We start from the raw sequence: 23,436 nt of genomic DNA, 5'->3' as shown, positions 1-23,436 counted from the left end.
ATCACCTCGGCGTCGCCCGCCTACGCAGAAGAGCTGGTGGTTGTTGCGGGGCCGGACTGTCCTGTGTCCAGTCTCACTCTCGAAGAACTGTCCAGACTATATCTGGGGCAGACAACCACGGATGGCAACGGGCGGGAACTCTCCGTTTACGATCTGGAAGATTCAGCGGCACGGAGCGAATTCAGCCGTGCGGCGCTGTCCATGTCACTAACTCAACTGCGGGCCTACCGGGCCAAGCAGGTCTTCACCGGGCGGGGGCGCCCGCCCCGGCAACTGGAGGCCGCCGAGCTGATCGAACGCCTGCAGCAGAACGACCAGGCCATTGGCTACCTGCCCCAGGACAGCGCCCGGGGCCTGAAAATCCTGTACCGTGTTCCGCCGTGACCGGGTGTCCCGTCAGTGCAGCTTGAGTCGCGGATGCATGGCTCGGCTGATCCGGTCCATCAGCCAGATCACCCCGGTCCGCAGGAAACCGTGCAGCGCCACCTGGTGCATGCGGTACAGCGAGACGTAGAACAGCCGCGCCACCTTGCCTTCGATGTACATGCTGCGCCCGGACAGGTTGCCCATCAGGTTGCCCACCGTGGTGTAGCGGCTGAAGTTGATCAGTGAGCCGTGATCGTTGTAGACGAAGGGCACATCGTCCTTGCCCTCCAGACGGTTCACCAGGGTCTTGAACAGGGTATCGGCCTGCTGGTGGGCGGCCTGGGCCCGGGGTGGCACAGGGCGGTCGGAGTCCGGTTGCGGACAGGCGGCGCAATCGCCGAAGGCGAACACGTTGCGATCCGCCGGGGTCTGCAGGGTCTGGGTGACCACCAACTGGTTGCCCCGGTTGGTTTCCAGGCCGTCGAGTTTGGTGAGGAAGGCCGGTGCCTTGATGCCGGCCGCCCAGATGGTCATGGCCGAAGGCAGCTCGGTGCCATCCTTCATCACCACACTGTGGGCTCTTACCTCGCTCACCGGCTGTCCCGTGAGCACCTGCACCTGCTGGCGCTGCAGCTCCCGCGTGGCGGCGGCGGACAGTCGGCTGGGCAAGGCCGGCAGGATGCGCTCGGCCGCCTCGATCACGCGAATGCTGACGTCGTCGGCCTTCAGCGCGTTCATGCCATAGACCGGCAGCTCGCGGGAGGCCAGCCGCAGCTCGGCGGCCAGTTCCACCCCGGTGGCACCGGCACCGATGATGGTGATGGGCAGTTGCCCGGACTGGCCGTGCTTGGCCTCGTGATTGGTCCGCAGGAAGGCGTTCAGCATCAGGTTATGGAAGCGGCGGGCCTGGGCCAGGCTGTCCAGGAACAGGCAGTGGTCCTGGGCACCGGGGGTACCGAAGTCATTGGCGGTGCTGCCCACGGCGATGACCAGGGTGTCGTAGTCCACGTGGCGTTCCGGCACCACTTCCTGGCCGTCCTCGCCATGGATGGGTTCCAGGGTGATTTGCTGGCGTTCCCGGTCCAGGCCATTCATCCGACCCAGCTGGAATTCGTAATGATGCTTGCGGGCGTGGGCACGAAAGTTGATCTCGTTGGTACTGGCATCCAGCGAGCCGGCGGCCACTTCGTGCAGGAGGGGCTTCCAGACATGGGTGAGGACGGCATCGATCAGGGTGATGCGGGCTTTCTTCCTGCGTCCCAGTTTGTTACCCAGACGCGTGACGAGCTCCAGACCGCCGGCGCCACCGCCAACGACCACGATGTGGTGCAGGTTTTCCATGGTTGTATCCTTGAGAAGTAAAGACAGCCAAGGACTCTGGGGGGCAAAACCCTTGGCTTTCTCTACTTACAGGGCGCGCACGAACGTCGGGCAGTGGGGCGCTATTATGCTAACGTGGCGCCAAACATCAAACAATTGATCGAAAGGCGCACTCCCAGGGCTCGGGCGTATCTGGACAATAAATCCGGCTAGCTGCTAAAAACTATGAAACACCGACGGAGTCCTGTTGCCATCCAGCGGCTCCGCAAGCCTATGTTATAAGGAGCGAACCGTGAAAATCACAGTCAGTGGTATCCACAATGGCCAGCCGATTCCGGAGCAGTTTGCGTTTGGGGTCCCCAATGCAGACGACCGCATGAGCTTTGGCCCCAACCGCAACCCGGAAGTGAGCTGGGACGAGGTTCCCGAGGGTACCCGGAGCTTTGTGGTGATCATGTTCGATCCCGACGTGCCCAGCGTCGCGGACGACGTCAACCAGGAAGGCAAAACCATTCCCAAGGATTTGCCCCGGGTCGATTTCTTTCACTGGTTGCTGGTAGACATTCCTGCCGACGTCCGCCGCATCCCGGAGGGTGAAGACAGCGACGGGGTGATTCCCAAAGGCAAACCGGTGGGCGCGGGGCCCATCGGTGTTCGCGGCGTCAACAACTACACCCAGTTCCTTGCCGGCAATCCGGACATGGCCGGTACCTACGCCGGTTACGACGGCCCCTGCCCGCCCTGGAACGATGAGCGGCTGCACCACTATCACTTCGAGGTCCACGCCCTGGATGTGGAGAGTCTGGGCCTTAGTGGCGAGTTCGACGGCGAGGCCGTGCGCAAGGCCATGGCCGGCCACGTTCTGGCCAGTGCCCGGGTGACCGTTACCTACACCCTGAATCCGGAACTGGCGTAGCCGGCGGAAGACCGGCCCCCCGCCGTTTGCTGGCGCGGTTGGCCGGGCGCCATCGTCCAGGGCGGCGCCCGGCACCGGTTATTTCACCAGGCGCGCCGCCTCCTCGACGGAGTCGGCTATCTTGTGGGGGTGTGACGTGGCTTCGGCTATGCGGTCAGCCCGGCCATCCATTGCCAGCGCCGGGGTGGCGCCAAAGGCGAGGATGGTGCTGATAAATAACGGAACAAGCGTTTTCATGGTCGATCGCTCCTCTCGTTGTTGGTCGGTCAGCGTGGCAACCAGGGGAGTCGCCACGCCTGCTTACAACAGAGACACCGCAGCGCTGTCGGATGTTACGCTACCCTTTCCTGGCCGCTGACCAAATCGCGCCCTGCCGCCCATGAATCCGGCGGTATCGCCCCAGCCTGATGCCGGGGGGGGGGGGCGGCCATACTCCGTTCCGTGAGCCTGTGCGGTAACAATGCCAGGGTCCAGGCGTCCTTACTGCACAGGCTGACGAAACGGAGGCAGCGTGATGATGCGTGGCAAGATGAGTTTCTGGTGCTGGCTGCTGGGCTGGACAATCGCCACTGCCCTGGCCGGTGCGCCTGCATGGGCTCAGCAGAAAAATGGTTTTGACCTCAGTCAGGCCCTGATTCCGGCGTCGCAGATCCTCCACGGTGGCCCGCCCCGGGACGGTATCCCCGCCATCGATCAGCCCCGTTTCGCGGACCCCGAGGATGCCAGGCTGTGGCGCGACGAGGACCTGATGTTGACTCTGGACCGGGAAGGACGCAGCGTCGCCTACCCCATTGGCATCCTGAACTGGCATGAAATCGTCAATCATCGCCATGGCGGCAGCGGCGTACTGATCACCTTCTGCCCACTGTGCGGCACCGGCATCGCCTTCGACCCGGTGGTGGACGGGCGTTACCTGACCTTTGGTGTGTCCGGCCTGCTCTACAACAGCGACCTGCTGATGTACGACCGCCAGACCGAGTCGCTGTGGTCTCAGATCGAGGGTCGGGCGGTCGCCGGTCCGTTGGCCGGCACCCACCTGGAACGACTGCCGGTCCGCCATGAGCGGTGGCGGGACTGGCAGCAACGGGTCGGGGACCGGGGCCGGGTGCTGTCGACCGACACCGGCTACCACCGTAACTACCGGCGCTCGCCCTACGGGGACTACGATCATTCCGAGCGGGTCTTCTTCCCGGTGTCCCACACCAGTCGCAAATACCATCCCAAGACCTGGGTGCTGGGGTGGGAACACAACGGCGAGGCCAAGGCCTGGCCGTTCCCGGAGCTGGCCAAGCATGGGGACACCCTGCGCGACCGGGTGGGTGGCCGGCCGGTGGTGGTGCACTATGATGCCGGCGTGCCCGACGCCACCCTCACCACCGAGACCGGGGAGCCAATCGCAGCCATCCGCGCCTTCTGGTTTGCCTGGTATACCTTCCACCCCGATACCGACATTTTCGAGGTGCCGTAGTTTTTCCCGGTGCCTGTAATGCTGACGGCTGTCATGTGTCTCTTGGGTGAACTAGCCTGAAATGGTTGGTGATCTATCAAAATACGAAAGGAGAGACCCATGTTCACCTCGAAGCCTCTGGGGCGGGCCATCCGGTCCGTTCATGATCATCAGCGCACCACCTGGTGGTCTGCCGCGTTGATGACCCTGATGCTGGGCAGCGGTGGCGCCGCGTTGGCGGTGTGTTCCCCCTGCTCTCCCTGCCGCGGACAGTGTCGGGCCAGCCAGCAGTGCAAGGCTGGCTGCAATCCCTGTGCGGTGAAAACCGGCTGCTGCGCGGCCAATCCCTGCGCCAGTAACCCCTGTGCCGGGCGTAACCCCTGCGCCACCAGGAATCCCTGTGCAGCCAAGTGCAACCCCTGCTGCAGTGCCTGTAATCCCTGCGCGGCCGGCGGTGCCTGCAGTGCCGCCCCCAACCCCTGCGCTGCCAAGAAGGTGACTCGGCCGGACGGGTATGAACCCTACCAGGGCAACCCCTGTGCATTGGTGGCCAAGGGCGAGCAGTTGTTCAACGACTCCTCCCTGAGCAGCAACGGCCTGGCCTGTGCCAGTTGCCACAACAACGACGCCGGCTACAACGCCACCTTCGCCAACGCCTATCCCCACTCGGTGGCGATGGCCAAGAACGTGTTCGGGATGGATTCGGTCTACCTCGACGAGATGGTGCAGATCTGCATGGTCCAACCCATGGCGTCGGATCCGCTACCATGGGACGGCGAGGCCCTGGCCGCGCTGGTCGCCTACATGGAGAAGGTGCAGCAGCGGGTGGCCGCGAACCCCTGCGCGCTCAAGGGGGGCGGCTGCGGTGCCTGCAACCCGTGTAATCCGTGCAACCCTTGCGAGGGCAAGAACCCCTGCGCCGGCAAGAACCCCTGCGCTGCCAAGGCCCCGGCTGCCCGCGAGAACGTCGCTGCGTGAGGTAATTCACTACGGCCCCGGGTCCGAGGGCCCTGGGGCTGACCATCCTGAGGAGACCAGTCATGGCCAAGTTGGACATGCCGGAACTGTCGGCACTCCCCCAGTCCACCCTCCGCAACAGCCTGGCGGCGGCGGACGAGATTCGCGAGTGCTACCGGGTGCTGAAGAAGGGCGGGCTCAACGTGGTGGGGGAAGTGCTGCGTGGGCAGGGGCCGTTCTACGAGATGGACCATTACCCCAAGGACGACGTCTACGACCGCGAGTTTCACGCCCAGTACTACTACCACGCCCACCGGGACGACCACGACGAGCACGGCCATTTCCACCTGTTTGTCCGCGACGGGGCCATCGACCCGGCCTGGCAGCCGGTGCTTGGGCCTGTGGGGAAGGACCGGGTGGTGCATCTGGTGGCCATTGCCATGGACGCCTGGGGCTACCCCATCGAACTGTTTGAGGTCAACCGCTGGGTGACCGATGAGAGCTGGATGCCGGCAGAGCGGGTGATTCCGTTGCTGGATCGCTTCACGGTGGACCACGCCAACCCGAGTTGGCCGGTGAATCGCTGGATTTCCGCCATGGTGCGCTGTTTCCGGCCCCAGATCGAGGCCCTGCTGCGCCAGCGGGACCAGGTGCTGCTGGCGCCAGGGGCGGACCGGTTGACGGATACCCTGGATGAACGTCAGCTGGAGATCACCGGCAGCGTGCCGGTGGACCTGGACTCCTGGCGGCACATGGTCGTTGAGGAGCTGCAGGGGCGGGAGCGTGAGCCCGGCGCGGCGGCTCTGGCGCGGGCCCTGTAACGGTCAGTCCGGATCGCCCTTTGGCTGCTGCTGGGCCAGGGCGCGGGCGATTTCCTCGTCCAGCCGGTGGGCGTACGCCGGGTCCAGGGACTGGCTGGAGTGGGCCCGCATCAGTTCCACGCTGTTGCGCAGGTTGCCGATGAACGACCGGCAATGGCGACACATCATCAGGTGCATCTTGACCGACAGCCGGTCCGCCGTGGCAAGCTCGCCCTCCAGATAATCGCTGGCAATGATTGCAAGGTCTCGACACATCAGCATTCGCCGGTCTCCTGGAACTGTTCCACCATCAGGAAGATTTTCTGCCGTGCCCGGTGCAGCAACACCCTCAGGTTGGATGCACTGACATCGAGAATGTTACAGACTTCGTCCGACCGGCGCTGATGGGCTTCGTAGAGCATGAGGGCGGAACGCTGGGTTTCGGGCAGGTGGGACAGGTGCTTGTCCAGGCAGTCGCTGAGGGCCCCGTTTTCCAGCAGCGCTTCGGCCGACTCGGTGGTGGTGAACCGGGGTGGCTCGGCCCAGCGTCCGTTGGGCTTGAAGCGCCGGTCCAGCTCCGGATCGAGCACTTCGGAGAAGTCCGCCGTCACCTCCCGTCGCTGCTTGCGAAGCAGGTTCTTGGCCTTGTTGGCGACGATGCGGTGCAGCCAGGTCTTGAGCGACGCCCGGCCTTCGAAGTCCCGGATGGCGCCGACCACGGTCAGCCAGCAATCCTGCACGATGTCCTCGGCGCTGCTATGGTCAGTGTAATAACGGGCCACGGCCAGCATCCCGGGGGTGTAGACCCTCACCGCCTCCTGGAAGGCCTCGGCATTGCCAGCCCGCAACCGGTCGATCAGCAGGGCTTCGTCTTCTCGCTCCGTGGCAATGTTCATGCTGGGTTCCTGATGCGTTCCGGGTCGCAGGTGAGTCGGCGGAAACCTGGAAAAGTTCCTGATTCTTAAAGTAAACGTTATAAAAAAGTGACTACTGGCTTGTAACATCCTCGTATATAGGCTGTCTATGGCAGCAGTCAATTCGCCACCAAGGAACCCATTGGTCCCATGAATCGTAAAAAACTCCTGCTGATCACCGTGATTGCCACCCTGGTTTTGGTGTTTATCGCGTTGGACGGCCACCAGCTACTGACCCTGGAAACCCTGCAACAGCACCAGGCCAATCTTGACCAGTGGATCGCCCGCCACACCGCCACCGCCATCGGCGGCTTTGTGCTGATCTACATCGCGGTCACCGCCCTGTCGCTGCCCGGAGCCGCGGTGCTGACGTTGGCGGGGGGCGCCTTCTTCGGCAACCTGCACGGCCTGCTGGCGGTCTCGGTGGCCTCCACCGTCGGCGCCTCGCTGGCGTTCCTGGCCGCCCGCTTCCTGTTCCGGGACACCCTGCGTCAGCGGTATGCTGAAACCGTCGCGCGGATCGATCGCGGCATCCACAAGGACGGCGTGTTTTACCTGGCCACCCTGCGCCTGGTGCCCGTGTTCCCCTTCTTCCTGATCAATCTGGCCATGGGGCTGACCGGCATGAAACTGCGTACCTACGCCTTGGTCAGCTGGTTGGCAATGATGCCCGGCACCTTTGTGTACGTGAACGCCGGCACCCAGCTGGCGCAGATCCAGGCGCTGGAAGACATCGTATCCGTGGAGGTGCTGGGGGCCTTTGCGCTGTTGGGGCTGTTCCCGCTGATCGCCAAGTTCGTCCTCGGTTTCATCCGCCAGCGGCGGGCCTACCGGGGGTTCCATAAGCCCCGGCAGTTCGATTACAACCTGCTGGTGATCGGCGCCGGGTCCGCGGGCCTGGTGTCCGCCTACATTGCGGCGGCGGTCAAAGCGAAAGTCGCCCTGATCGAACGGGACAAGATGGGGGGAGACTGCCTGAACACCGGGTGTGTGCCCTCCAAGGCCCTGATCAAGTCAGCCAGGGCCGCCGATACCTTGCGCCATGCCCATCGTTATGGTCTGGAGTCGGTGCCGGTTGAGGGCTCGTTCACCAGCATCATGGCGCGGGTGAAACGGATCATTGCCGAAGTGGAGCCCCATGACTCGCCGGAACGCTATCGCAAGCTCGGCGTGGACTGCCTCTCCGCGGATGCCCGCTTCGTGTCCCCCTGGGAGGTGGAGGTGACCGCCGGTGACGGGCACCGCCAGCGGCTGACGGCCCGCAGCATCATCATTGCCACCGGTGGCAAGCCGGCGCTGCCGGCCATACCGGGGCTGGAACAGATGGACCCGTTGACCTCGGACACGCTGTGGGGGCTGGAGGAACAGCCTGACCGGTTGCTGATCGTTGGCGGAGGCCCGATCGGCTGCGAGTTGGCCCAGGCCTTCCAGCGACTGGGCTCCCAGGTGATCCAGGTGCAGCGGGGGCCGCGGCTGTTGCCCCGTGAGGATGCGGATGTGGCCGGGGCAATCCGGGATCAGTTTATTGCCGAAGGGGTGGACTTGCGTTTGGAGCACCTGCCCCTGGAGTTTGTTCAGGAAGGGAATGAGCGGGTGCTCTATTGTGATTACCAGGGCGAGCGGGTGCGAATTCCCTTCGACCGGGTGCTGGTGGCGGTGGGCCGCAGCGGTAACACGGCGGGTCTGGGCCTGGAGGCGCTGGGCTTGGAACCGGCGGCCAACGGCACCGTGCCGGTGGAGGAAGACCTCAGCGTGGGCTTTCCCAACGTCTTTGCCTGCGGCGACGTGGCGGGTCCCTACCAGTTCACCCATGCGGCGGCCCACCAGGCCTGGTACGCCTCGGTGAACGGCCTGTTTGGCCAGTTCAAACGTTTCCGGGCGGACTACCGGGTGATGCCCTGGGTGACCTTCACCGCGCCGGAGGTGGCCCGGGTAGGGCTGAGCGAAACAGAGGCGAAAGCCAAGGGGGTGGCCTACGAGGTCACCCGTTACGGCATCGACGACCTGGACCGGGCCATCGCCGAGAGCGAGAACCACGGGTTCATCAAGGTGTTGACAGCGCCTGGCAAGGACAAAATTCTGGGGGCCGTGGTGGTGGGGGCCCGGGGTGGGGAGATCCTCGCCGAGTTCACCCTGGCGATGAAGCACGGGCTGGGATTGAACAAGATTCTGGGCACCATCCACCCCTACCCGACCTGGAACGAGGCGGCCAAGTACGCCGCCGGCGAATGGAAACGGGCCCATGCCCCCCAGGCGGTGTTGAACCTGCTGGAGAAGCTGCATCGGTGGCGGCGGGGCAAGGGCGGACCGGAACAGTCCCGGATCAGCCAGCAGCAATGGTCGGGAGAATGACGGTGCCAACAGACAGTACAATGACGAGTGAGAGAGTGTATGCCGTTTAACGAAAGCACGGCCCGTCGGATACCGGCGGTGGAAGTGGTCAGCCCCCGGGCGGTGGACAGCTGGACCCATACCCGAGCCGGTGAACCCCGGGGCCATATCGATGCGGACCGGCTGAAGGAACTGTGGATTCATACCGGTACCGCCTGCAACCTGGCCTGCCCCTTCTGCCTGGAAGGTTCCCACCCCGGCGACAACCGGCTGTCCGCCATGAAGCTGGCGGACGTGAAGCCGTTCATCCACGAAGCGGTGGAAATGGGAGTGGAGCAGTTCTCGTTCACCGGCGGCGAGCCCTTCGTGATCCGCGACTTCGTCAATATCCTCGACTACGCCAGCCGCCACCGGCCCTGCTTCGTGCTGACCAACGCCACCGAGCCCCTGCTGAAGCGACGCCACCAGGTCGCGCCCCTGCTGGACAATCCCCACGACATTCACTTCCGGGTCAGTCTCGATTACCCGGACGCCGGCCGTCATGACCGGGACCGTGGCGAGGGCAGCTTCGCCAGGGCGCTGGAGGGGATCCGCTGGCTTCACGAACAGGGGTTCGTGGTGTCCATCGCCCGCCAGACCGACCCGGGGGAGGATCCGACTGTGGTCGAGGACCGGTTCCGCGCCATCTTCCGCGAGCACGGCATTCCCGAGTCCCTGGCGTTCACCTCGTTTCCCGATCTGGGCACCCCCGGGTCCGAGGATGGCAGCCCGGAAATCACCGAGACCTGCATGGAGAAGTACCCCACGAAAGAAAGCCGGGCCCACTTCATGTGCACCTACACCCGCATGCTGGTGAAGAAAGGCGACCGGGTTCGGGTCTACGCCTGCACCCTGGTGGACGACGACCCCGACTACGACCTCGGCGGCACCCTGAAGGAGAGTCTGGGCCGGCGCATCATGCTGCGGCACCACCGCTGCTTTGCCTGCTACCGCTACGGGGCCAGTTGCGCTGAGGCCAAATAGCGGACATCGGCCCAGCGCCAACCGAACAATCACCGAGTACGGAAGAACACGGAGGAACTAGCACCATGTCGATGACCGAAGCCAGTCTGTTCTGGGGCTTCCTGCTGGTGTACGGGGCCATCATGTACTGGCTCTCCCCCCGCAGCACCAACGCCGCCTCCTTCTACAAGGGGGCGGATGCCCAAGGTAACCCGGTCAGTCAGTGGTCACTCACTGCCAGCATCTTCATCAGCTGGATCTTCGCCAAGTCGGTGACCAACGCCGCCAACCTGGGGGCCGCCTACGGCGTGGTGGGTGGGTTGGCCTACGCCACCTACTGGCTGTCGATTCCGGTGGCCGGGTACGTCATCTACCTGATCCGCACCCAAACCGGTGCGGGCAGCCTCCAGGAGTTCCTCACCTCCCGCTTTGGCCGGCTGGCGGCGTTGAGCTTCGCCGCGGCCATCCTGATCCGGCTCTACAATGAGGTGTGGAGCAACACCGCGGTGGTGGGTGGTTATTTCGGACTGCCCGGCGACTGGGAATACTATGGCGCGGCCATGTTGTTCACCGTGTTTACCCTGGCCTACAGCCTCAAGGGTGGACTGCGCAGCTCGATCTTTACCGACGTGATCCAGGCGGTGGTGTTCGTATTCTTTGTGGGCGCCGTGCTGTTCCTGATTGTCCCCGCCAATGAGCCCTCCACCCTGCTTACCACTGGTGAGTTCCGCCTGGAGGCTGGCATGGACCTGCTACTGGTGGCCGGTCTGCAGATCTTCAGCTACCCGTTCCACGACCCGGTGCTCACCGACCGGGGCTTCGTCAACAAGGAGAAGGCCATGCTCAAGAGCTTTGTGGTGGCGGGGCTGCTGGGGTTCGTGGCGGTGTTCGTGTTCAGCCTGGTGGGGGTTCATGCCCAGCTTAACGGCATCGAGGCGATGGGCAACGCCCCGGCGGCGGTGGGCCAGTCCCTCGGCCTGACCGCGCTGTTCTTCATGAGTGTGGTGATGATGACCTCCGCCGGCTCGACCCTGGATTCCACCTTCTCCTCCCTGGCCAAGTCGCTGGCGGTGGACCTGCCCCGGCTGGCCCGGCGTGCGGCGGACCGGGTGCCGAGCCTGCGGGTGGGCTCGGTGGTGATGGTGGTGTTCGCCATCCTCGGCAACCTGCCGATGTTCGCGGGCACCGACATTCTCAAGGCCACCACCATTTCCGGCACCATGGTGATGGGCCTGGCGCCGGTGTTCCTGTTTTACGGCTTCACCCAGTGGTCGCCCTGGAGTTTCCACCTGAGTTTCTGGACCGGTCTGGGGCTGGGCGTGCTGTTGGCCGCCGGCCTGTTACCGCCGTCCTGGGCCATCGGCGAGGGCAAGTACGCGCTGTTGCTGGGGGTGAACGCCTACGGCTTCCTGCTCTGCAGCGCCGGCTTCTTCCTGCCGCTGCTGGCGCGCCGGCTGTTGGGCAAGGCGCCGGCGGCGTCGGGATCGGTCAACTAGGCGCCGGAGCCCCCTGATGAGCGCGCAACCGGCCGGTCGCAGCTGCCCGCTGCATTATCGTTATCGCCCGCAGCAGTTGTGTCAGGCTCCCGAGACCTGGGGGGAGGACGTGCTGTACGTCATTGGCGGCCTGTACGGTAATCCCTTCGCCCTCGACACCATTGAGGCCATGGCGGCGGCGGAGCGGGCGGCGGGTCGCTCGGTCCGGCTCCTGTTCAACGGAGATTTCAACTGGTTCAACGCCAGTGACGAGCTGTTCGACATTATCAACCGGCGGGTGCTCCGCCACCATGCGATGCTGGGCAACGTGGAAGTCGAGCTGGCCAACCCGTCCTCCGGGGCCGGTTGCGGCTGCGGCTACCCGGAGTTTGTCGATGACACCGTGGTGGCCCGCTCGAACCGGATCATGGCGCGCCTGCAAGGTCATGCCCACCGTCATGCCGAGATCCGGGATCAGCTAAAGACTCTACCCCGTTGGCGCAGCGGGATATTTGGTGGCCTAAAGGTTTTGGTGCTGCACGGGGATCCCGAGTCGCTGGCCGGTTGGGGGCTGTCCCGCGAACACCTGACCGCAACGGGAGTCGGCCCGCTTGCGCAGTGGTTCCGCCAGACCGACGCCGATGTGATTTTGTGCAGCCACACCTGTCTGCCCCTGGTCTGGAGTGGAGAGGTAGAGGGGCGTCGTCGCTGGCTGGTCAATAATGGCTCCGCCGGGATGGCCAACCTGCTGGGCGACCACCGGGGCCTGATCGCGCGGCTGAGCGCTTCGGAACCGCTTTTGACGCCGTTGGCGGGGCATCGGGGCGAGCTGGATGGGGTGGGTCTGTTGCCGGTCGATTTCTCCAGGGAGAAGTGGCTGGCGACGTTTGACAGGCTTTGGCCGGTGGGCTCCGCGGCGGCGCAGTCCTACCGACAGCGCATAGTGGAAGGGACCGATCTGGCCTGTGATGACGTTATTCTGTGCCTGTCGTGAGCGCCCTGTGGTGGGGCGGATCTGATTAAAAATTCGCCACATGACCAGCGAGGGTGCATTAGTTAACTTGAAATATCTTTCGAGCTCTATATAATTCAGCACTAACTTTTGCAGCGAATTAACGACGCTATGACGACGGAAGGTTCGAATACCACCGCCATTACCCTTCGCAAGGCCGTGAAGAGTGATGGCCACAGGCTCCACCAGCTGGTGGCCGAATGTCCCCCGCTGGACCCCAATTCCATGTACTGCAACCTCCTGCAGTGTACCCATTTTGCCGAGACGTGTGTTGCCGCTGAGCTGGACGGTGAACTGGTCGGCTTTATCTCCGGTTATATCCCCCCCCAACAGCCCGATACGCTGTTCGTCTGGCAGGTTGCCGTACACGAGAAAGGTCGTGGACAGGGCCTGGCCAAGCGCATGATCAAAGACATCGTTGCCCGGGAGGTGTGTCGGGATGTCACCCATCTCGAGACCACCATCACCGAGGACAACGAAGCCTCGTGGGCGCTGTTCCGTTCCTTTGCCCGGGACATGGGCGCCGAGCTCAAGTACCACGAACATTTCGAGAAGGACGCCCATTTCGGCGGCGAGCACGACTCCGAGTTCCTGCTCCGCATCGGGCCCTTCACGAAACCCGTCACCTGATAAGTCGGCGGCCCGCTGAGGTCGGGCTTCCACACGGCTTATAAATCACGTGCGTCGCGGGGTCGCGACCGAAACCGGCCAACCGATGCACATCCACCTCGAACCTAAAATGCTAAGAGGCAAGACAATGGATATTTTCAAGTCAACCGAATCCGAAGTACGCGTTTATTCACGGGCGTTCCCGATGATTTTCAACCGTGCCAAGAACGCCCACGTGTACTCAGAAGACGGCCAGGAGTACCTGGATTTCCTGGCAGGCGCCGGTTCCCTGAACTACGGCCACAACAACGACGTACTGAAGAAAGCCCTGCTCGAGTACATCGAGAGCGACGGCATCAGCCAGGGCCTGGACCTGTTCACCAGTGCCAAGCATGACTTCATTGAGTCGTACAAGAAGCACATCCTGGAGCCCCGTGGCCTGAACTACAAAATGCAGTTCACCGGCCCCACCGGTACCAACTGTGTCGAAGCCGCGCTGAAGCTGGCCCGCAAGGTCAAGGGCCGTGATGGCATTATATCCTTCACCAACGGCTTCCACGGCGTCTCCCTGGGTGCCGTCGCCGCCACCGGTAACAAGCACCACCGTGGTGGCGCCGGTGTGCCGCTGAACAGCGTCACCTTCATGCCCTACGACGGTTACCTGGGCAAGGACATCAACACCCTGGAGATGATGGACAAGATGTTGTCCGACAACTCCTCCGGCCTGGACCTGCCGGCCGCGGTGATTGTTGAGGCGGTACAGGGTGAGGGCGGCCTCAATGCGGCCAGCGCCGAGTGGCTGCAGGCGCTGGAGAAGCTGTGCAAGAAATACGACATGCTGCTGATCCTGGACGACATCCAGGCGGGCAATGGCCGCACCGGCGGCTTCTTCAGCTTCGATTTCGCCGGCATCAAGCCGGACATCGTGACCGTGTCCAAGTCCCTGAGCGGTTACGGCCTGCCGATGGCCCTGGTGCTGTTCAAGGAAGAGCTGGACGTCTGGGCGCCGGGTGAACACAACGGCACCTTCCGCGGCAACAACATGGCGTTCATCACCGCCCGCGCCGCGATTGAGACCTACTGGAAGGACGATGCCTTCGCCAACGAGGTCAAGGCCAAGACCGAGGTGCTGGGCAACGGCCTGCAGGCCATTGTCGACAAGCACGGCGACGACTTCTACGTTAAAGGACGTGGCCTGATGCGCGGCATCGCCTGCCCCAACGGCGAACTGGCCGGCAAGATCACCGCCCTGGCCTTCAAGAAGGGCCTGATCATCGAGACCAGCGGTCCGGATGACGAAGTGATCAAGTGCTTGATGCCGCTGACCACCAGCGAGGCGGACCTGCAGAAGGGCACCGAGATCCTGGCCCAGTGTTTCGAGGAAGTTCTGAGTGAAAGTCTGAGTCAGGCGTCGTAACGCCAAGGACGAAACGATTATGACTAGCCAACAACATACCGTAGAGAAGATCGGCGGCACGTCGATGAGCAACTACGAGGCGGTCCGGGATAACATTATCCTGGGCGGCCGCAGCGAAGGTGAGCTGTACCAGCGCATCTTTGTGGTCTCCGCCTACGGCGGTGTGACCAACGAGCTGTTGGAACACAAGAAAACCGGCGAGCCGGGCGTGTACGCCCTGTTCGCCGATGCCGAGTCGGACTGGGCCTGGGGCGACGACCTGACCAAGCTGGTCCAGTTCCTGACCGACCTCAACGGCGAGCTGTTCGAAGACCCGATGCTCAAGCAGCAGGCAGACCAGTTCATCACCGACCGCATCGAAGGGGTGCGTGGCTGCCTGATCGACCTGCAGCGGCTGTGTTCCTACGGCCAGTTCCAGCTCGAAGAGCACCTGCTGACGGTGCGCGAGATGCTGGCGGGCATCGGTGAGGCCCACAGTGCCTTCAATACGGCGCTGAAGCTGCAACAGGAAGGGGTCAACGCCCGCTTCGTCGATCTCACCGGCTGGCGCGACAACGAGCTGCTGCCGCTGGACGAGAAGCTGAAGCAGGCCTTCGAGAGTGTCGACCTGACCCGCGAGCTGCCCATCGTGACCGGCTATGCCCAGTGCAAGGAAGGCCTGATGCGCACGTTCGACCGGGGCTACAGCGAGATGACCTTCAGCCGGGTGGCGGTGATCACCGAGGCGAGGGAGGCGGTCATCCACAAGGAATACCACCTCAGCTCCGCCGACCCCAATATCGTGGGCGAAGACAAGGTGGTGCCGCTGGGCCGGACCAACTACGACGTGGCGGACCAACTCGCCAACCTGGGGATGGAGGCTATTCACCCCCGGGCCGGCAAGGGCCTGCGTCAGAACGAGATCCCGCTGCGGGTGAAGAACACCTTCGAGCCGGAGCACACCGGCACGCTGATCACCGGCGACTACGTCAGTGAGAAGCCCCAGGTGGAGATTGTCGCCGGCGCCAAGGGCGTATTCGCCATCGAGGTGTTCGATCAGGACATGCAGGGCGAGCCCGGCTCCGATCGCAAGATTCTCGATACCCTGAGCCGCTACAAGGTGCGCTTCGTGTCCAAGGACACCAACGCCAACACCATCACCCACTACGTGGACACCACGCTCAAACACGTCAAGCGGGTGGTCAAGGCGCTGAAGGAAGTGTTCCCCAACGCGGAGATCAATACCCGCAAGGTGGCGCTGGTATCGGCCATTGGCTCTGACATGAAGGTGCCCGGCATCCTGGCCCGTTCGGTCAAGGCCCTGGCGGACGAAGAGATCAGCGTGCTGGCCATCAACCAGTGCATGCGCCAGGTGGATATCCAGTTCGTGATCGACGAAGACGCCTACGACAAGTCGATTGCCGCACTGCACGGTGCGCTGATCGAACCGCACAACCACGAGTACGCCATCGTCGCGGCGTAACCCGTGGTCACGGAATTACCCGGAGGCGGAACCGGTCGCTTCGTTTCCGGGTAATGGAGGGTGTCTTGCCTCCTGATCGGGGCGCCCGGCGTCAAGGGCGTCCCCGATCAACCTTGCTTGGCACCTTGCCGTTCCCTCCTGACCAATCCCAAGCCCTCCGGAATTCCCGGTCTCTAGCCGGCTTCCTCCAGACAGGCCCGATAGGCCGGACACCCCACCAGGTGATCGTTGACCATGCCGGTGGCCTGCATGAACGCGTACACGATGGTGGGGCCGACGAAGTTGAATCCCGCTTTCTTCAACGCCCTGGACATGGCCTCTGCCTCCGGGGTGGTCACCGGCACCTGCTCAAACCGTTGCCAGGTGTTCTGGATGGGGCGTCCGCCCACAAAACTCCAGAGGAAATGGCTGAAGGACTCGCCCCGCTCGCGAAACCCGAGGAACCCCCGGGCGTTTCGGATGATGGATTGGACCTTCAGGCGATTGCGGATGATGCCGGGGTTGCTCAGCAGTTCCTCCACCTTATGGTCATCGTAATGGACGATCTTTTCCGGGTCGAAGCCGTCGTAGGCTTCGCGGTAGCTGTCCTGCTTGCGCAGGATGGTGATCCAGCTCAGGCCCGCCTGCTGGCCATCCAGGCAGAGCTTCTCGAACAGCGCCAGGTCGTCGTACTCGGGGCGGCCCCAGACCGTGTCGTGATAGTGGACGTACAGTGGGTCGTCACCGCACCAGGGGCAGCGTTGGGCTTGGGGGTCGGTCATGATCGGTCTTCCGTGAGAATGGGCGTATGGCTGAGCCAGTGTACCCGAGTGTCAGGACAGGGTTCTGCCAACAGGGTCATGCCGTCAGCCAACTTCAGCAGCGTGTCCGAGGGCACGGCGTGGGGGCCGGCGCGGTAGACCAGGGCCACGGTGTGATCGTCGACGGTGCCCAGGGAGGCGCGCCAGTCCGGCTCCGGCCGATCCCCCCGCAGCTCGTGTCCCGGCAGGATCTGGAGGGTCTGCAGGTTACCGGCAATGCCCCGGCCGGTGGCCTTCAGCCAAGCCTCCTTGAGGGTCCAGGTACGCACGAAACTGCTGGCGGAGTCCTCGGCGAGCAGCCAGTCCTGTTCCGCTGGGCTGAACCAGCGGCGCACGATGCGGCGCCATTGGCTGTGACGGTCTGTAGGCTCGATGTCGACACCCACCTGGCCGAGGCCCGAGACCGCGCACGCTGCCAGGCCATGGCTGTGGCTGAGGGACAGGGTCCAGCCCGGTGGCGAGAGCGACGCGACGGGCCGGTGGGCCAGTACCCGGCAGTCGTCCACCGGATGCCCGCTGGCCTCGGCCAGTGCCTGCCGGATCAGCCAGCGGCTGTGGACGAACTCCCGGAGACCCGTCTGGTGAAACGACTGCGCCCGGTCCCGCTCCGCCGTGCTGAGCCAGTGCGGCAGCTGCACCATCTCCTGTTCTGGGACTCGTGCCAGCCACAGGCCCAGTGAATCAGGGTTGCAGGCGCTGGATGAGCCAGCCATCGTCCTGCCTCACATATTCGAAACGGTCGTGCAGGCGGCTGGGGCGACCCTGCCAGAACTCGATGCGTTGGGGCACCACCCGATAGCCGCCCCAGAATGACGGCAGTGGGACCTCGCCACTGCTGAAGCGTTGCTTGATCTCGGCCACCTTCTGCTCCAGCAGCCCGCGGGAGGTGATCACCCGACTTTGCTCGGAGACCCAGGCGCCGATCTGGCTGCCCCGGGGGCGGGAGGCGAAGTAGCGCAGGGATTCGGCCTTGCTGACCTTCTCCACATGGCCCTGGACAATCACCTGTCGGTTGAGGCCCACCCAAGGAAACAGCAGGGCGGCGTTGGGATTTTCCTCGATTTCCTGTGCTTTGCGACTACCGTAGTTGGTGTAGAACACGAATCCCTGGTCGTCGAAGTACTTCAGCAGCACGGTACGCAGATTGGGGTGGCCATCCCGGTCGCTGGTGGCCAGGGACATGGCGTTGGGTTCGAGGATGCCCGCTTCCTTGGCATCGTGGAACCATTGCTCGAATTGCTTCGTTGGATTGTCATCGAGGTGCTCACGGTCGAGGCCTTCACTTTCGAAGTCCCGACGCATGTGGCTAATGTCCATTCACTTCGTCCTGTAACGATACTCTGTAGTCGATTGTACGATTGTGTATTCTTTCAGGATTAGTGGATCATTGGAACAAATCAACAACAGGAGTCGGGACGTGGCAGAGGCTGGCCAGGGAAAAGCGATCTACAAGCGGGTTTGGTTTTGGTTGGCGGTGTTGTTGGTGGTGTATGCCCTGGCGGGCTTCCTGGCCCTGCCCTGGTGGCTGGCTCGCACCCTGCCCGAGCGCGCCGAGCAGCACCTGGGCTGGCAGGCGAGCGTGGAGGCCATCCATATCAACCCCTTCGCCATGACGGTGGAAGTGGTCGGGCTGGATGCCGCGGACGCCGAGGAGCGGGTGGTGGCCTTCGACCGCTTTGCGGTGGACCTCGCCCTATGGCGACTGGTCACCGGCGTCATTGCTTTCGACAGCATCGAACTGCAAGACCCCTATATCCGCCTCGACCTGCTGGACGACTACAACGTCAATGTCGCCCGCGACTGGCTGGACCACAACCCGCCGGGTCCGGAGCCTGCCGTGGCCGAGGAAGAATCGGGCCCACCGCCCAAGCTGTACTTCGCCCGCATCCAGGTCCAGGGCGGTAACCTGCTGTTTCGGGATTTCAGTCAGCCCGAGCCCGGCCAGTTCACCATCAGCCCCCTGGACCTGCAGCTGACCGACCTGGCCACCTTCAGCCGCGAAGGCGGTGACAGCAGCTACACCCTGGAGGCGGCCCTGGGCGAGCAGACGGTGGCCTGGCAGGGCGAACTCAGCGTCACGCCACTGTATTCCCGCGGTCACCTGCGGATCGACAATGTCGGCCACGCCACCCTGTCCCACTTCCTGCAGGAAGTGCTCCCCTACCGGCTACAGGGTGGAACGGTCACGGTGGAGTCCGATTACGAGCTGGCGGCACACGAAACCTTCTCGCTGGTCACCACCAACGGCGTGCTGACGCTGGCGGACCTGGCGGTGGCGCTGCCGGAGGCAGGCGAGGAACCGGTGGTGTCGTTGGCCGAGCTGGCGGTGGACGATATCAGGTTCAGCCTGGCGGAGAGCTACGCCGGTGTGGGCACCGTGGCGCTGAACGGCCTGGACGTGAGCGCGGTACGGGGGGCGGATGGCGCAATCAATCTGCTGCGGCCCCTGGCGGCCGCCGAAGAGGCCCCGGAAGCGTCCGGGGCCGGGGCTGACGAGGTTGCCGGGGGCGGTTTCCAGTGGGAAGTGTCGACCATTCGTCTCGTCGACAGCCAGCTGCATTGGCGGGACGAACAGCTGGCCACTCCGGCCGAGTTGTCCCTGGTCGAGCTCCAGTTCGAGCTGGAACAGCTGAGCCACCGGCTGGCGGACCCGCTGCCCTATCGGCTTGAGGCTGCCCTGGCGGCGGGGGGGCGCCTGAACGCTCGCGGTCAGGTCACCCTGGAACCGTTCAACCTGGAAGCGGGACTGTCCGCCGCCGAGGTGGCGCTGGCGCAGTTCGAGCCTTACGTGCAAGGTGGTGCGGCCCTGGCCATCCGGGACGGACGGCTGAGCCTGGATGGCGACCTGGACCTGGACGGACAGCAGGACCCGATGACCGGCACCTTCAGCGGACGCGGCGAAGTCAGCGGGTTCGATGTCACCCTGCAGGACAGTGACGAGCCCCTGCTGGCCTGGCAGACCCTGCAACTGGCCCCCATCGAGTACAACCTGGCACCGGCGCGGCTGGAAATCGGTACCGTGAGCCTGTCGGCGCCGCAGGTCAACCTGACCCGACAGGCCTCGGGCGTGCACAACGTCGAGCAGATTGTTGCCACCGGTGGCGAGTCGGAACCGGCTGCCGAGAGTTCCGGGGACGAGAGTGGCGATGGCTTCATCTTCCGGATTGGCGAGTTCGTGCTGCAGGATGGGGATGTGGCCTACACCGATCGCAGTGTCTCGCCGGTGTTTGCGACACGACTGCGGGAACTGACCGGCTCGGTCAACGGCCTCAGTAACGTGTCGCCCCAGCAGGGCTCGGTGGCCATCCGTGGCCGGGTCGGCGAGCTGGGTCAGCTCGACTTTACCGGGACCCTCGGGGCACTGGGCGGGGAGGACGCCAGCAAGCTAAATCTGGCGGTCTCCCAGCTATCGCTGCCGGTGTTGAGCCCCTATTTCGGCCGCTATCTCGGCTACGGCGTGGACAGCGGCAAGATGGCGCTGGGCCTGGATTACCAGTTCACCGGCAGTCACCTGGAGGCGGAAAATGTGGTCACCCTCGATCAGTTGGCGTTGGGCCAGGAGGTGGACAGCGAAGAGGCGGTGAATGCGCCCATCAAGTTGGGGCTGGCATTGCTACGGGACAGCGACGGGATCATCGAGATCGATATTCCCATTGAAGGGGATCTGGACGATCCCCAGTTCCAGGTCAGTCGGGTGGTGATGCGGGCTTTCGTCAACCTGCTGGTCAAGGCTGCGGCCTCTCCCTTCAGTATGCTGGGATCGGTAGCGGAGCTGGCGGGTCTGAGCGGCGAGGAGTTGGGCCGGGTGCAGTTCGTGCCGGGTGAGGTAACGCTGGCCGAGGGTGAGGCCGAGAAACTGGCAGCCCTTGCCAATGCCCTGAAGGAACGCTCGAACCTGCTGCTCAACGTTCGCGGCGCGGTATCCCCGGCTTTGGACGGCCTGGCTCTGAAACAGGCGCGTTTGTACCAGCGTCTCGGTCTGGCGTCGGATGCCACCCTGGAACAGCAGATCGAGGCCCTCGAGGAGGCCTTCGTGGACGAGCGCGGGCGGGAGGCCCTCACCGCCTTGCGCAACGAGAATGGCGGCGAGAGCATCGCCGGCGGTCGTTGGCAGACCCTGTTGCTGACGGAACTGGCCGCGCCGGCTTCGCTGCCGCCCGAGGCGCTCGGCAACCTGGCCGCGGCCCGGGGCGGTTGGCTGCAGCGGCAGCTTCTGGAGCAATACGACATTCCGGCCAGCCAGCTGTTCCTGCTGGATCCGGTGCTGACGGCGCCGGCGGGCAGTGATGGTCTGGTCACCGTGGAATTCAGCCTGGATGCCCGGTGACGGAGGCCGGTCGCGCATGAGCCAATCGCCAATCAGCCATTTCTTCGCCTACGTGGCCCGCCTGCGCTGGATCAAGCGTTGGGGGCTGATGCGCAATGCCATCGAGGAGAACGTGGCCACCCACTCCTGGGAGGTGGCCACCCTCGCCCATGCCCTGGCCTTGATCCGTAACCGGCATTTCGAGGGGTCGGTGGATGCCGACCGGGTGGCCGCCGCCGCCCTCTATCACGATGCCACGGAGGTCATTACCGGCGACATGCCGACCCCGGTGAAGTACCACTCCAGGGTGATGCGGGAAGTCTTCGGCGATATCGAGCACAAGGCCGAGAGCGAACTGTTGGCGCTGCTGCCGGCATCGCTGCAGGGGGATTTCGCGCAGTACCTGCGGGAGTCGGAATGGCCGGACGAGGTGAAAGAGCTGATCAAGGCGGCGGACCGGCTATCGGCGTGGCTCAAGTGCCAGGCCGAGATGCAGGCGGGTAACAAGGAATTTGAACCCGCCGCGGCGCAGATCTTTCAGCGCCTCCAGCAGGAAGCCCTGCCGGAGGTGCTGTATTTCCTGGAGGTGTTTGCACCGAGTTATCAGCGCCCGCTGGACCACCTCCTGGAGGAATGAAATGACCGGGTCAACAAATCAATCCAGCGGGACTCTAGGCGTCGGCGGCCCCGGCGCCGGCGACGAAGCCGCCACGCAGGCCGTCGCGTTTGAGGGTGGCGCGCACGGCGTCTTCCGGGGTGCCGGCCAGCTCCCGGAACATGCCCATGGAGCCCAGCAGCGCGGAGGATTCGTAGGGCACGAACACCCGCTCACCGTCTTTGGCCATGGTCGGTAGCGCCTTGATGTAGCTTTGCCCCAGCAGGTAGCCGATGACCGTCTGCTTGTTGTCTTCGGTTTCACCCATGGCACTGAGGACCAGGCGGATGGATTCCTGCTCGCCCTGGGCCCGCAGGATGGCGGATTCCTTGTCGCCCTGGGCGTTGAGGATGGCAGACTCCCGCTGGCCCTGGGCCATGGCGATGGCCGCCGCCTTCTCCCCCTCGGCCTCCGTTACTGTGGCCCGGCGCTTGCGCTCGGCGGCCATCTGCAGGCGCATGGCCTCTTCCACTTCCTCGGGCATGCTGATGTCCTGCACCTCCACCCGGGTCAGCTTGACCCCCCACTTTGAGGCCGGCTCCTCCATCTCCGCCTGGATGGCGTTGTTGACCTCGCTGCGGGACTCGAACAGCTTGTCCAGTTCCATCTTGCCCACCACCGAACGCAGGGTGGTCTTGGCCAGCACTTCCACCGCCTGGCTCATGTTGGCCACTTCATAGACCGCCCGGCGGGGGTCGATGATCTGGTAGTACAGGGCGCCGTTGATGGATACGGTGACGTTGTCGGTGGTCACCACCGGCTGGCCGGGGAAATCCATCACCGTTTCCCGGCGATCGATGCGGCTCTCGTCGCTCACCACCGGCTGGTATTCCTGACCCACCTTGATGTAGCGGATCATGGTGATGGGCCGGGGCCGTTCAATGAACGGGATGATGATGTTGACGCCGCTCTCCAGCACCCGGTTGAACGAGCCCAGGCGCTCGATCACCATCACCTCGGACTGGCGCACGATGACCAGGCCCTTGGCGATGATGAAGACGCCGATGGCGACGAAAATAAGGCTGAGGATCAGGGTGGGACTGATCAGGGATTCCATGCTTACTGCTCCTTGTCTTGGCTAACGGGACGAACGATGGCGGTGGTGCCGTCAAAGTGGTCGAACACCACCTCGGTGCCTTCCGGCAACTCGGTCTGGTGGCTGTTGGCCACCTTCAGGCGATAGAAGTCGCCGTTGATTATGATGCCGCTGGCGTGGTCGAAATCCCGCCGCAGCGTGCGGAAGTGCTTGCCGGTCTCGACCCCGGTGCCGGTGGTGCCGTAGGACACGCCCCTGGGGGAGAACCGGGGGCGAATCCAGCGGATGGCGACCGGCACCAGGATGCCGGACAACACTCCCATGCCCACCAACTGCCATTCAAAGCCGGCTCCCATGGCGGCCAGTGCCGCGGTCAGGCCCGCAGCGATGCCCAGTGCCAGCAGCAGAAGCACGCCGGAGGCCAGCTCTGCCAGGCACAGCACCAGGGCCAGGATCAGCCAGAAATGCGTAAGGCTCCATTCCATAAAGGGTTTCCATGTTGTGGATGAATCAACCAGCGCCTTGGATTGTAACCAATGCCGCGGCTGGCGTCCCCTTTGCCGGGGGCGGCGACTGACCGAAACGCCAGGGCCAGGACTCCGGTAATGCCA

Annotated in this window: 23 protein-coding genes; 14 read left to right on the top strand and 9 right to left on the bottom strand. The window is 64.1% G+C overall.

All coding sequences use genetic code 11. The features are described 5' to 3' along the window. The first annotated feature begins 63 nt into the window (after positions 1 to 63). Positions 64 to 384, top strand: a complete 321-nt coding sequence (locus R3175_RS09645; protein WP_318944060.1) for a hypothetical protein — start codon at positions 64 to 66, stop codon at positions 382 to 384. Positions 385 to 396: 12 nt separating this feature from the next. Here R3175_RS09645 and R3175_RS09640 read toward each other — a convergent pair whose 3' ends face one another. Then, entirely contained in the window at positions 397 to 1,707 is a 1,311-nt protein-coding gene (locus tag R3175_RS09640; RefSeq protein ID WP_318944059.1) for an NAD(P)/FAD-dependent oxidoreductase, read from the bottom strand. 271 nt (positions 1,708 to 1,978) lie between these two features. On the opposite strand from R3175_RS09640, the gene R3175_RS09635 reads away from it, so the two are divergent. After that, positions 1,979 to 2,602, top strand: a complete 624-nt coding sequence (locus R3175_RS09635) for a YbhB/YbcL family Raf kinase inhibitor-like protein (protein ID WP_318944058.1) — start codon at positions 1,979 to 1,981, stop codon at positions 2,600 to 2,602. A gap of 78 nt (positions 2,603 to 2,680) precedes the next feature. Here R3175_RS09635 and R3175_RS09630 read toward each other — a convergent pair whose 3' ends face one another. Then, positions 2,681 to 2,839 (bottom strand): hypothetical protein, encoded by a 159-nt coding sequence (locus R3175_RS09630; RefSeq protein ID WP_318944057.1) that lies wholly within the window; start codon positions 2,837 to 2,839, stop codon positions 2,681 to 2,683. 277 nt (positions 2,840 to 3,116) lie between these two features. On the opposite strand from R3175_RS09630, the gene R3175_RS09625 reads away from it, so the two are divergent. The 3 genes from R3175_RS09625 (at position 3,117) to R3175_RS09615 (ending at position 5,827) form a co-directional block, all read left to right on the top strand. Beyond that, on the top strand, positions 3,117 to 4,070 hold the full coding sequence (locus tag R3175_RS09625; RefSeq protein ID WP_318944056.1) for a DUF3179 domain-containing protein: 954 nt from the start codon (positions 3,117 to 3,119) through the stop codon (positions 4,068 to 4,070). Positions 4,071 to 4,169: 99 nt separating this feature from the next. Continuing rightward, a complete protein-coding gene (locus R3175_RS09620; protein ID WP_318944055.1) occupies positions 4,170 to 5,027 on the top strand; it encodes a hypothetical protein in 858 nt (285 codons plus the stop codon). 62 nt (positions 5,028 to 5,089) lie between these two features. Beyond that, on the top strand, positions 5,090 to 5,827 hold the full coding sequence (locus R3175_RS09615) for a DUF6969 family protein (RefSeq protein ID WP_318944054.1): 738 nt from the start codon (positions 5,090 to 5,092) through the stop codon (positions 5,825 to 5,827). Between the two features lie 3 nt (positions 5,828 to 5,830). Here R3175_RS09615 and R3175_RS09610 read toward each other — a convergent pair whose 3' ends face one another. Next, positions 5,831 to 6,088 (bottom strand): zf-HC2 domain-containing protein, encoded by a 258-nt coding sequence (locus R3175_RS09610; protein ID WP_318944053.1) that lies wholly within the window; start codon positions 6,086 to 6,088, stop codon positions 5,831 to 5,833. Beyond that, a complete protein-coding gene (locus R3175_RS09605; RefSeq protein WP_318944052.1) occupies positions 6,082 to 6,702 on the bottom strand; it encodes an RNA polymerase sigma factor in 621 nt (206 codons plus the stop codon). Before R3175_RS09605 ends, R3175_RS09610 begins: the two co-directional genes overlap by 7 nt. 168 nt (positions 6,703 to 6,870) lie before the next feature. On the opposite strand from R3175_RS09605, the gene R3175_RS09600 reads away from it, so the two are divergent. The 7 genes from R3175_RS09600 (at position 6,871) to R3175_RS09570 (ending at position 16,028) form a co-directional block, all read left to right on the top strand. Then, positions 6,871 to 9,072, top strand: a complete 2,202-nt coding sequence (locus R3175_RS09600; protein ID WP_318944051.1) for an FAD-dependent oxidoreductase — start codon at positions 6,871 to 6,873, stop codon at positions 9,070 to 9,072. A gap of 39 nt (positions 9,073 to 9,111) precedes the next feature. Further along, on the top strand, positions 9,112 to 10,074 hold the full coding sequence (locus tag R3175_RS09595; protein ID WP_318944050.1) for a radical SAM protein: 963 nt from the start codon (positions 9,112 to 9,114) through the stop codon (positions 10,072 to 10,074). A gap of 65 nt (positions 10,075 to 10,139) precedes the next feature. Beyond that, a complete protein-coding gene (locus tag R3175_RS09590) occupies positions 10,140 to 11,549 on the top strand; it encodes a sodium:solute symporter family transporter (protein ID WP_318944049.1) in 1,410 nt (469 codons plus the stop codon). A gap of 16 nt (positions 11,550 to 11,565) precedes the next feature. Continuing rightward, positions 11,566 to 12,522, top strand: coding sequence for a hypothetical protein (locus tag R3175_RS09585; protein WP_318944048.1), 957 nt, complete (start codon positions 11,566 to 11,568; stop codon positions 12,520 to 12,522). A gap of 129 nt (positions 12,523 to 12,651) precedes the next feature. After that, on the top strand, positions 12,652 to 13,170 hold the full coding sequence (gene ectA, locus R3175_RS09580; RefSeq protein ID WP_318944047.1) for a diaminobutyrate acetyltransferase: 519 nt from the start codon (positions 12,652 to 12,654) through the stop codon (positions 13,168 to 13,170). A 127-nt stretch (positions 13,171 to 13,297) separates the two neighbouring features. After that, a complete protein-coding gene (gene ectB, locus R3175_RS09575) occupies positions 13,298 to 14,566 on the top strand; it encodes a diaminobutyrate--2-oxoglutarate transaminase (protein ID WP_318944046.1) in 1,269 nt (422 codons plus the stop codon). Positions 14,567 to 14,585: 19 nt separating this feature from the next. Then, a complete protein-coding gene (locus tag R3175_RS09570) occupies positions 14,586 to 16,028 on the top strand; it encodes an aspartate kinase (RefSeq protein WP_318944045.1) in 1,443 nt (480 codons plus the stop codon). A gap of 173 nt (positions 16,029 to 16,201) precedes the next feature. Here the strand turns inward: R3175_RS09570 and R3175_RS09565 are convergent, their stop codons facing one another. The 3 genes from R3175_RS09565 to pdxH are packed head-to-tail and all read right to left on the bottom strand — an operon-like array spanning position 16,202 to position 18,145. Further along, positions 16,202 to 16,789: a DNA-3-methyladenine glycosylase I gene (locus R3175_RS09565; protein ID WP_318944044.1), complete on the bottom strand. Its 588-nt coding sequence runs from the start codon at positions 16,787 to 16,789 to the stop codon at positions 16,202 to 16,204. Then, entirely contained in the window at positions 16,786 to 17,541 is a 756-nt protein-coding gene (locus R3175_RS09560) for a 4'-phosphopantetheinyl transferase family protein (protein WP_318944043.1), read from the bottom strand. Before R3175_RS09560 ends, R3175_RS09565 begins: the two co-directional genes overlap by 4 nt. After that, complete coding sequence (gene pdxH, locus R3175_RS09555) at positions 17,510 to 18,145, bottom strand: pyridoxamine 5'-phosphate oxidase (protein WP_318944042.1); 636 nt, start codon at positions 18,143 to 18,145, stop codon at positions 17,510 to 17,512. Before pdxH ends, R3175_RS09560 begins: the two co-directional genes overlap by 32 nt. Positions 18,146 to 18,245: 100 nt before the next feature. Here pdxH and R3175_RS09550 point away from each other — a divergent pair, with 100 nt between their 5' ends. Together R3175_RS09550 and yfbR are read left to right on the top strand one after the other, a co-directional pair. Beyond that, positions 18,246 to 21,155, top strand: a complete 2,910-nt coding sequence (locus tag R3175_RS09550; protein ID WP_318944041.1) for a DUF748 domain-containing protein — start codon at positions 18,246 to 18,248, stop codon at positions 21,153 to 21,155. A gap of 16 nt (positions 21,156 to 21,171) precedes the next feature. Beyond that, positions 21,172 to 21,771 (top strand): 5'-deoxynucleotidase, encoded by a 600-nt coding sequence (yfbR, locus tag R3175_RS09545; RefSeq protein ID WP_318944040.1) that lies wholly within the window; start codon positions 21,172 to 21,174, stop codon positions 21,769 to 21,771. 34 nt (positions 21,772 to 21,805) lie between these two features. Here the strand turns inward: yfbR and R3175_RS09540 are convergent, their stop codons facing one another. Both R3175_RS09540 and R3175_RS09535 read right to left on the bottom strand, forming a co-directional pair. Continuing rightward, complete coding sequence (locus R3175_RS09540; RefSeq protein WP_318944039.1) at positions 21,806 to 22,846, bottom strand: SPFH domain-containing protein; 1,041 nt, start codon at positions 22,844 to 22,846, stop codon at positions 21,806 to 21,808. A 2-nt stretch (positions 22,847 to 22,848) separates the two neighbouring features. Beyond that, complete coding sequence (locus tag R3175_RS09535) at positions 22,849 to 23,310, bottom strand: nodulation efficiency, NfeD-like protein (RefSeq protein WP_318944038.1); 462 nt, start codon at positions 23,308 to 23,310, stop codon at positions 22,849 to 22,851. Positions 23,311 to 23,436 lie beyond the last annotated feature (126 nt).

It is taken from the genome of Marinobacter sp. (assembly GCF_033722735.1).
In the GTDB taxonomy this organism is placed as follows: Bacteria; Pseudomonadota; Gammaproteobacteria; order Pseudomonadales; family Oleiphilaceae; genus Marinobacter.
Note: the sequence above shows the minus strand (reverse complement) of the source record. Positions and strands in the feature narration are given on the sequence as shown.

What these genes read in the sequence shown, in the direction of transcription:
- R3175_RS09565 (WP_318944044.1), bottom strand. Translation starts at nt 16,789, where the DNA reads ATGACCGACCCCCAAGCCCAACGCTGCCCCTGGTGCGGTGACGACCCA.
- R3175_RS09605 (WP_318944052.1), bottom strand. Translation starts at nt 6,702, where the DNA reads ATGAACATTGCCACGGAGCGAGAAGACGAAGCCCTGCTGATCGACCGG.
- R3175_RS09620 (WP_318944055.1), top strand. Translation starts at nt 4,170, where the DNA reads ATGTTCACCTCGAAGCCTCTGGGGCGGGCCATCCGGTCCGTTCATGAT.
- R3175_RS09590 (WP_318944049.1), top strand. Translation starts at nt 10,140, where the DNA reads ATGTCGATGACCGAAGCCAGTCTGTTCTGGGGCTTCCTGCTGGTGTAC.
- R3175_RS09625 (WP_318944056.1), top strand. Translation starts at nt 3,117, where the DNA reads ATGATGCGTGGCAAGATGAGTTTCTGGTGCTGGCTGCTGGGCTGGACA.
- R3175_RS09540 (WP_318944039.1), bottom strand. Translation starts at nt 22,846, where the DNA reads ATGGAATCCCTGATCAGTCCCACCCTGATCCTCAGCCTTATTTTCGTC.
- ectA (WP_318944047.1), top strand. Translation starts at nt 12,652, where the DNA reads ATGACGACGGAAGGTTCGAATACCACCGCCATTACCCTTCGCAAGGCC.
- pdxH (WP_318944042.1), bottom strand. Translation starts at nt 18,145, where the DNA reads ATGGACATTAGCCACATGCGTCGGGACTTCGAAAGTGAAGGCCTCGAC.
- R3175_RS09570 (WP_318944045.1), top strand. Translation starts at nt 14,586, where the DNA reads ATGACTAGCCAACAACATACCGTAGAGAAGATCGGCGGCACGTCGATG.
- R3175_RS09595 (WP_318944050.1), top strand. Translation starts at nt 9,112, where the DNA reads ATGCCGTTTAACGAAAGCACGGCCCGTCGGATACCGGCGGTGGAAGTG.
- yfbR (WP_318944040.1), top strand. Translation starts at nt 21,172, where the DNA reads ATGAGCCAATCGCCAATCAGCCATTTCTTCGCCTACGTGGCCCGCCTG.
- R3175_RS09640 (WP_318944059.1), bottom strand. Translation starts at nt 1,707, where the DNA reads ATGGAAAACCTGCACCACATCGTGGTCGTTGGCGGTGGCGCCGGCGGT.
- R3175_RS09560 (WP_318944043.1), bottom strand. Translation starts at nt 17,541, where the DNA reads ATGGCTGGCTCATCCAGCGCCTGCAACCCTGATTCACTGGGCCTGTGG.
- R3175_RS09600 (WP_318944051.1), top strand. Translation starts at nt 6,871, where the DNA reads ATGAATCGTAAAAAACTCCTGCTGATCACCGTGATTGCCACCCTGGTT.
- ectB (WP_318944046.1), top strand. Translation starts at nt 13,298, where the DNA reads ATGGATATTTTCAAGTCAACCGAATCCGAAGTACGCGTTTATTCACGG.
- R3175_RS09615 (WP_318944054.1), top strand. Translation starts at nt 5,090, where the DNA reads ATGGCCAAGTTGGACATGCCGGAACTGTCGGCACTCCCCCAGTCCACC.
- R3175_RS09630 (WP_318944057.1), bottom strand. Translation starts at nt 2,839, where the DNA reads ATGAAAACGCTTGTTCCGTTATTTATCAGCACCATCCTCGCCTTTGGC.
- R3175_RS09585 (WP_318944048.1), top strand. Translation starts at nt 11,566, where the DNA reads ATGAGCGCGCAACCGGCCGGTCGCAGCTGCCCGCTGCATTATCGTTAT.
- R3175_RS09535 (WP_318944038.1), bottom strand. Translation starts at nt 23,310, where the DNA reads ATGGAATGGAGCCTTACGCATTTCTGGCTGATCCTGGCCCTGGTGCTG.
- R3175_RS09610 (WP_318944053.1), bottom strand. Translation starts at nt 6,088, where the DNA reads ATGCTGATGTGTCGAGACCTTGCAATCATTGCCAGCGATTATCTGGAG.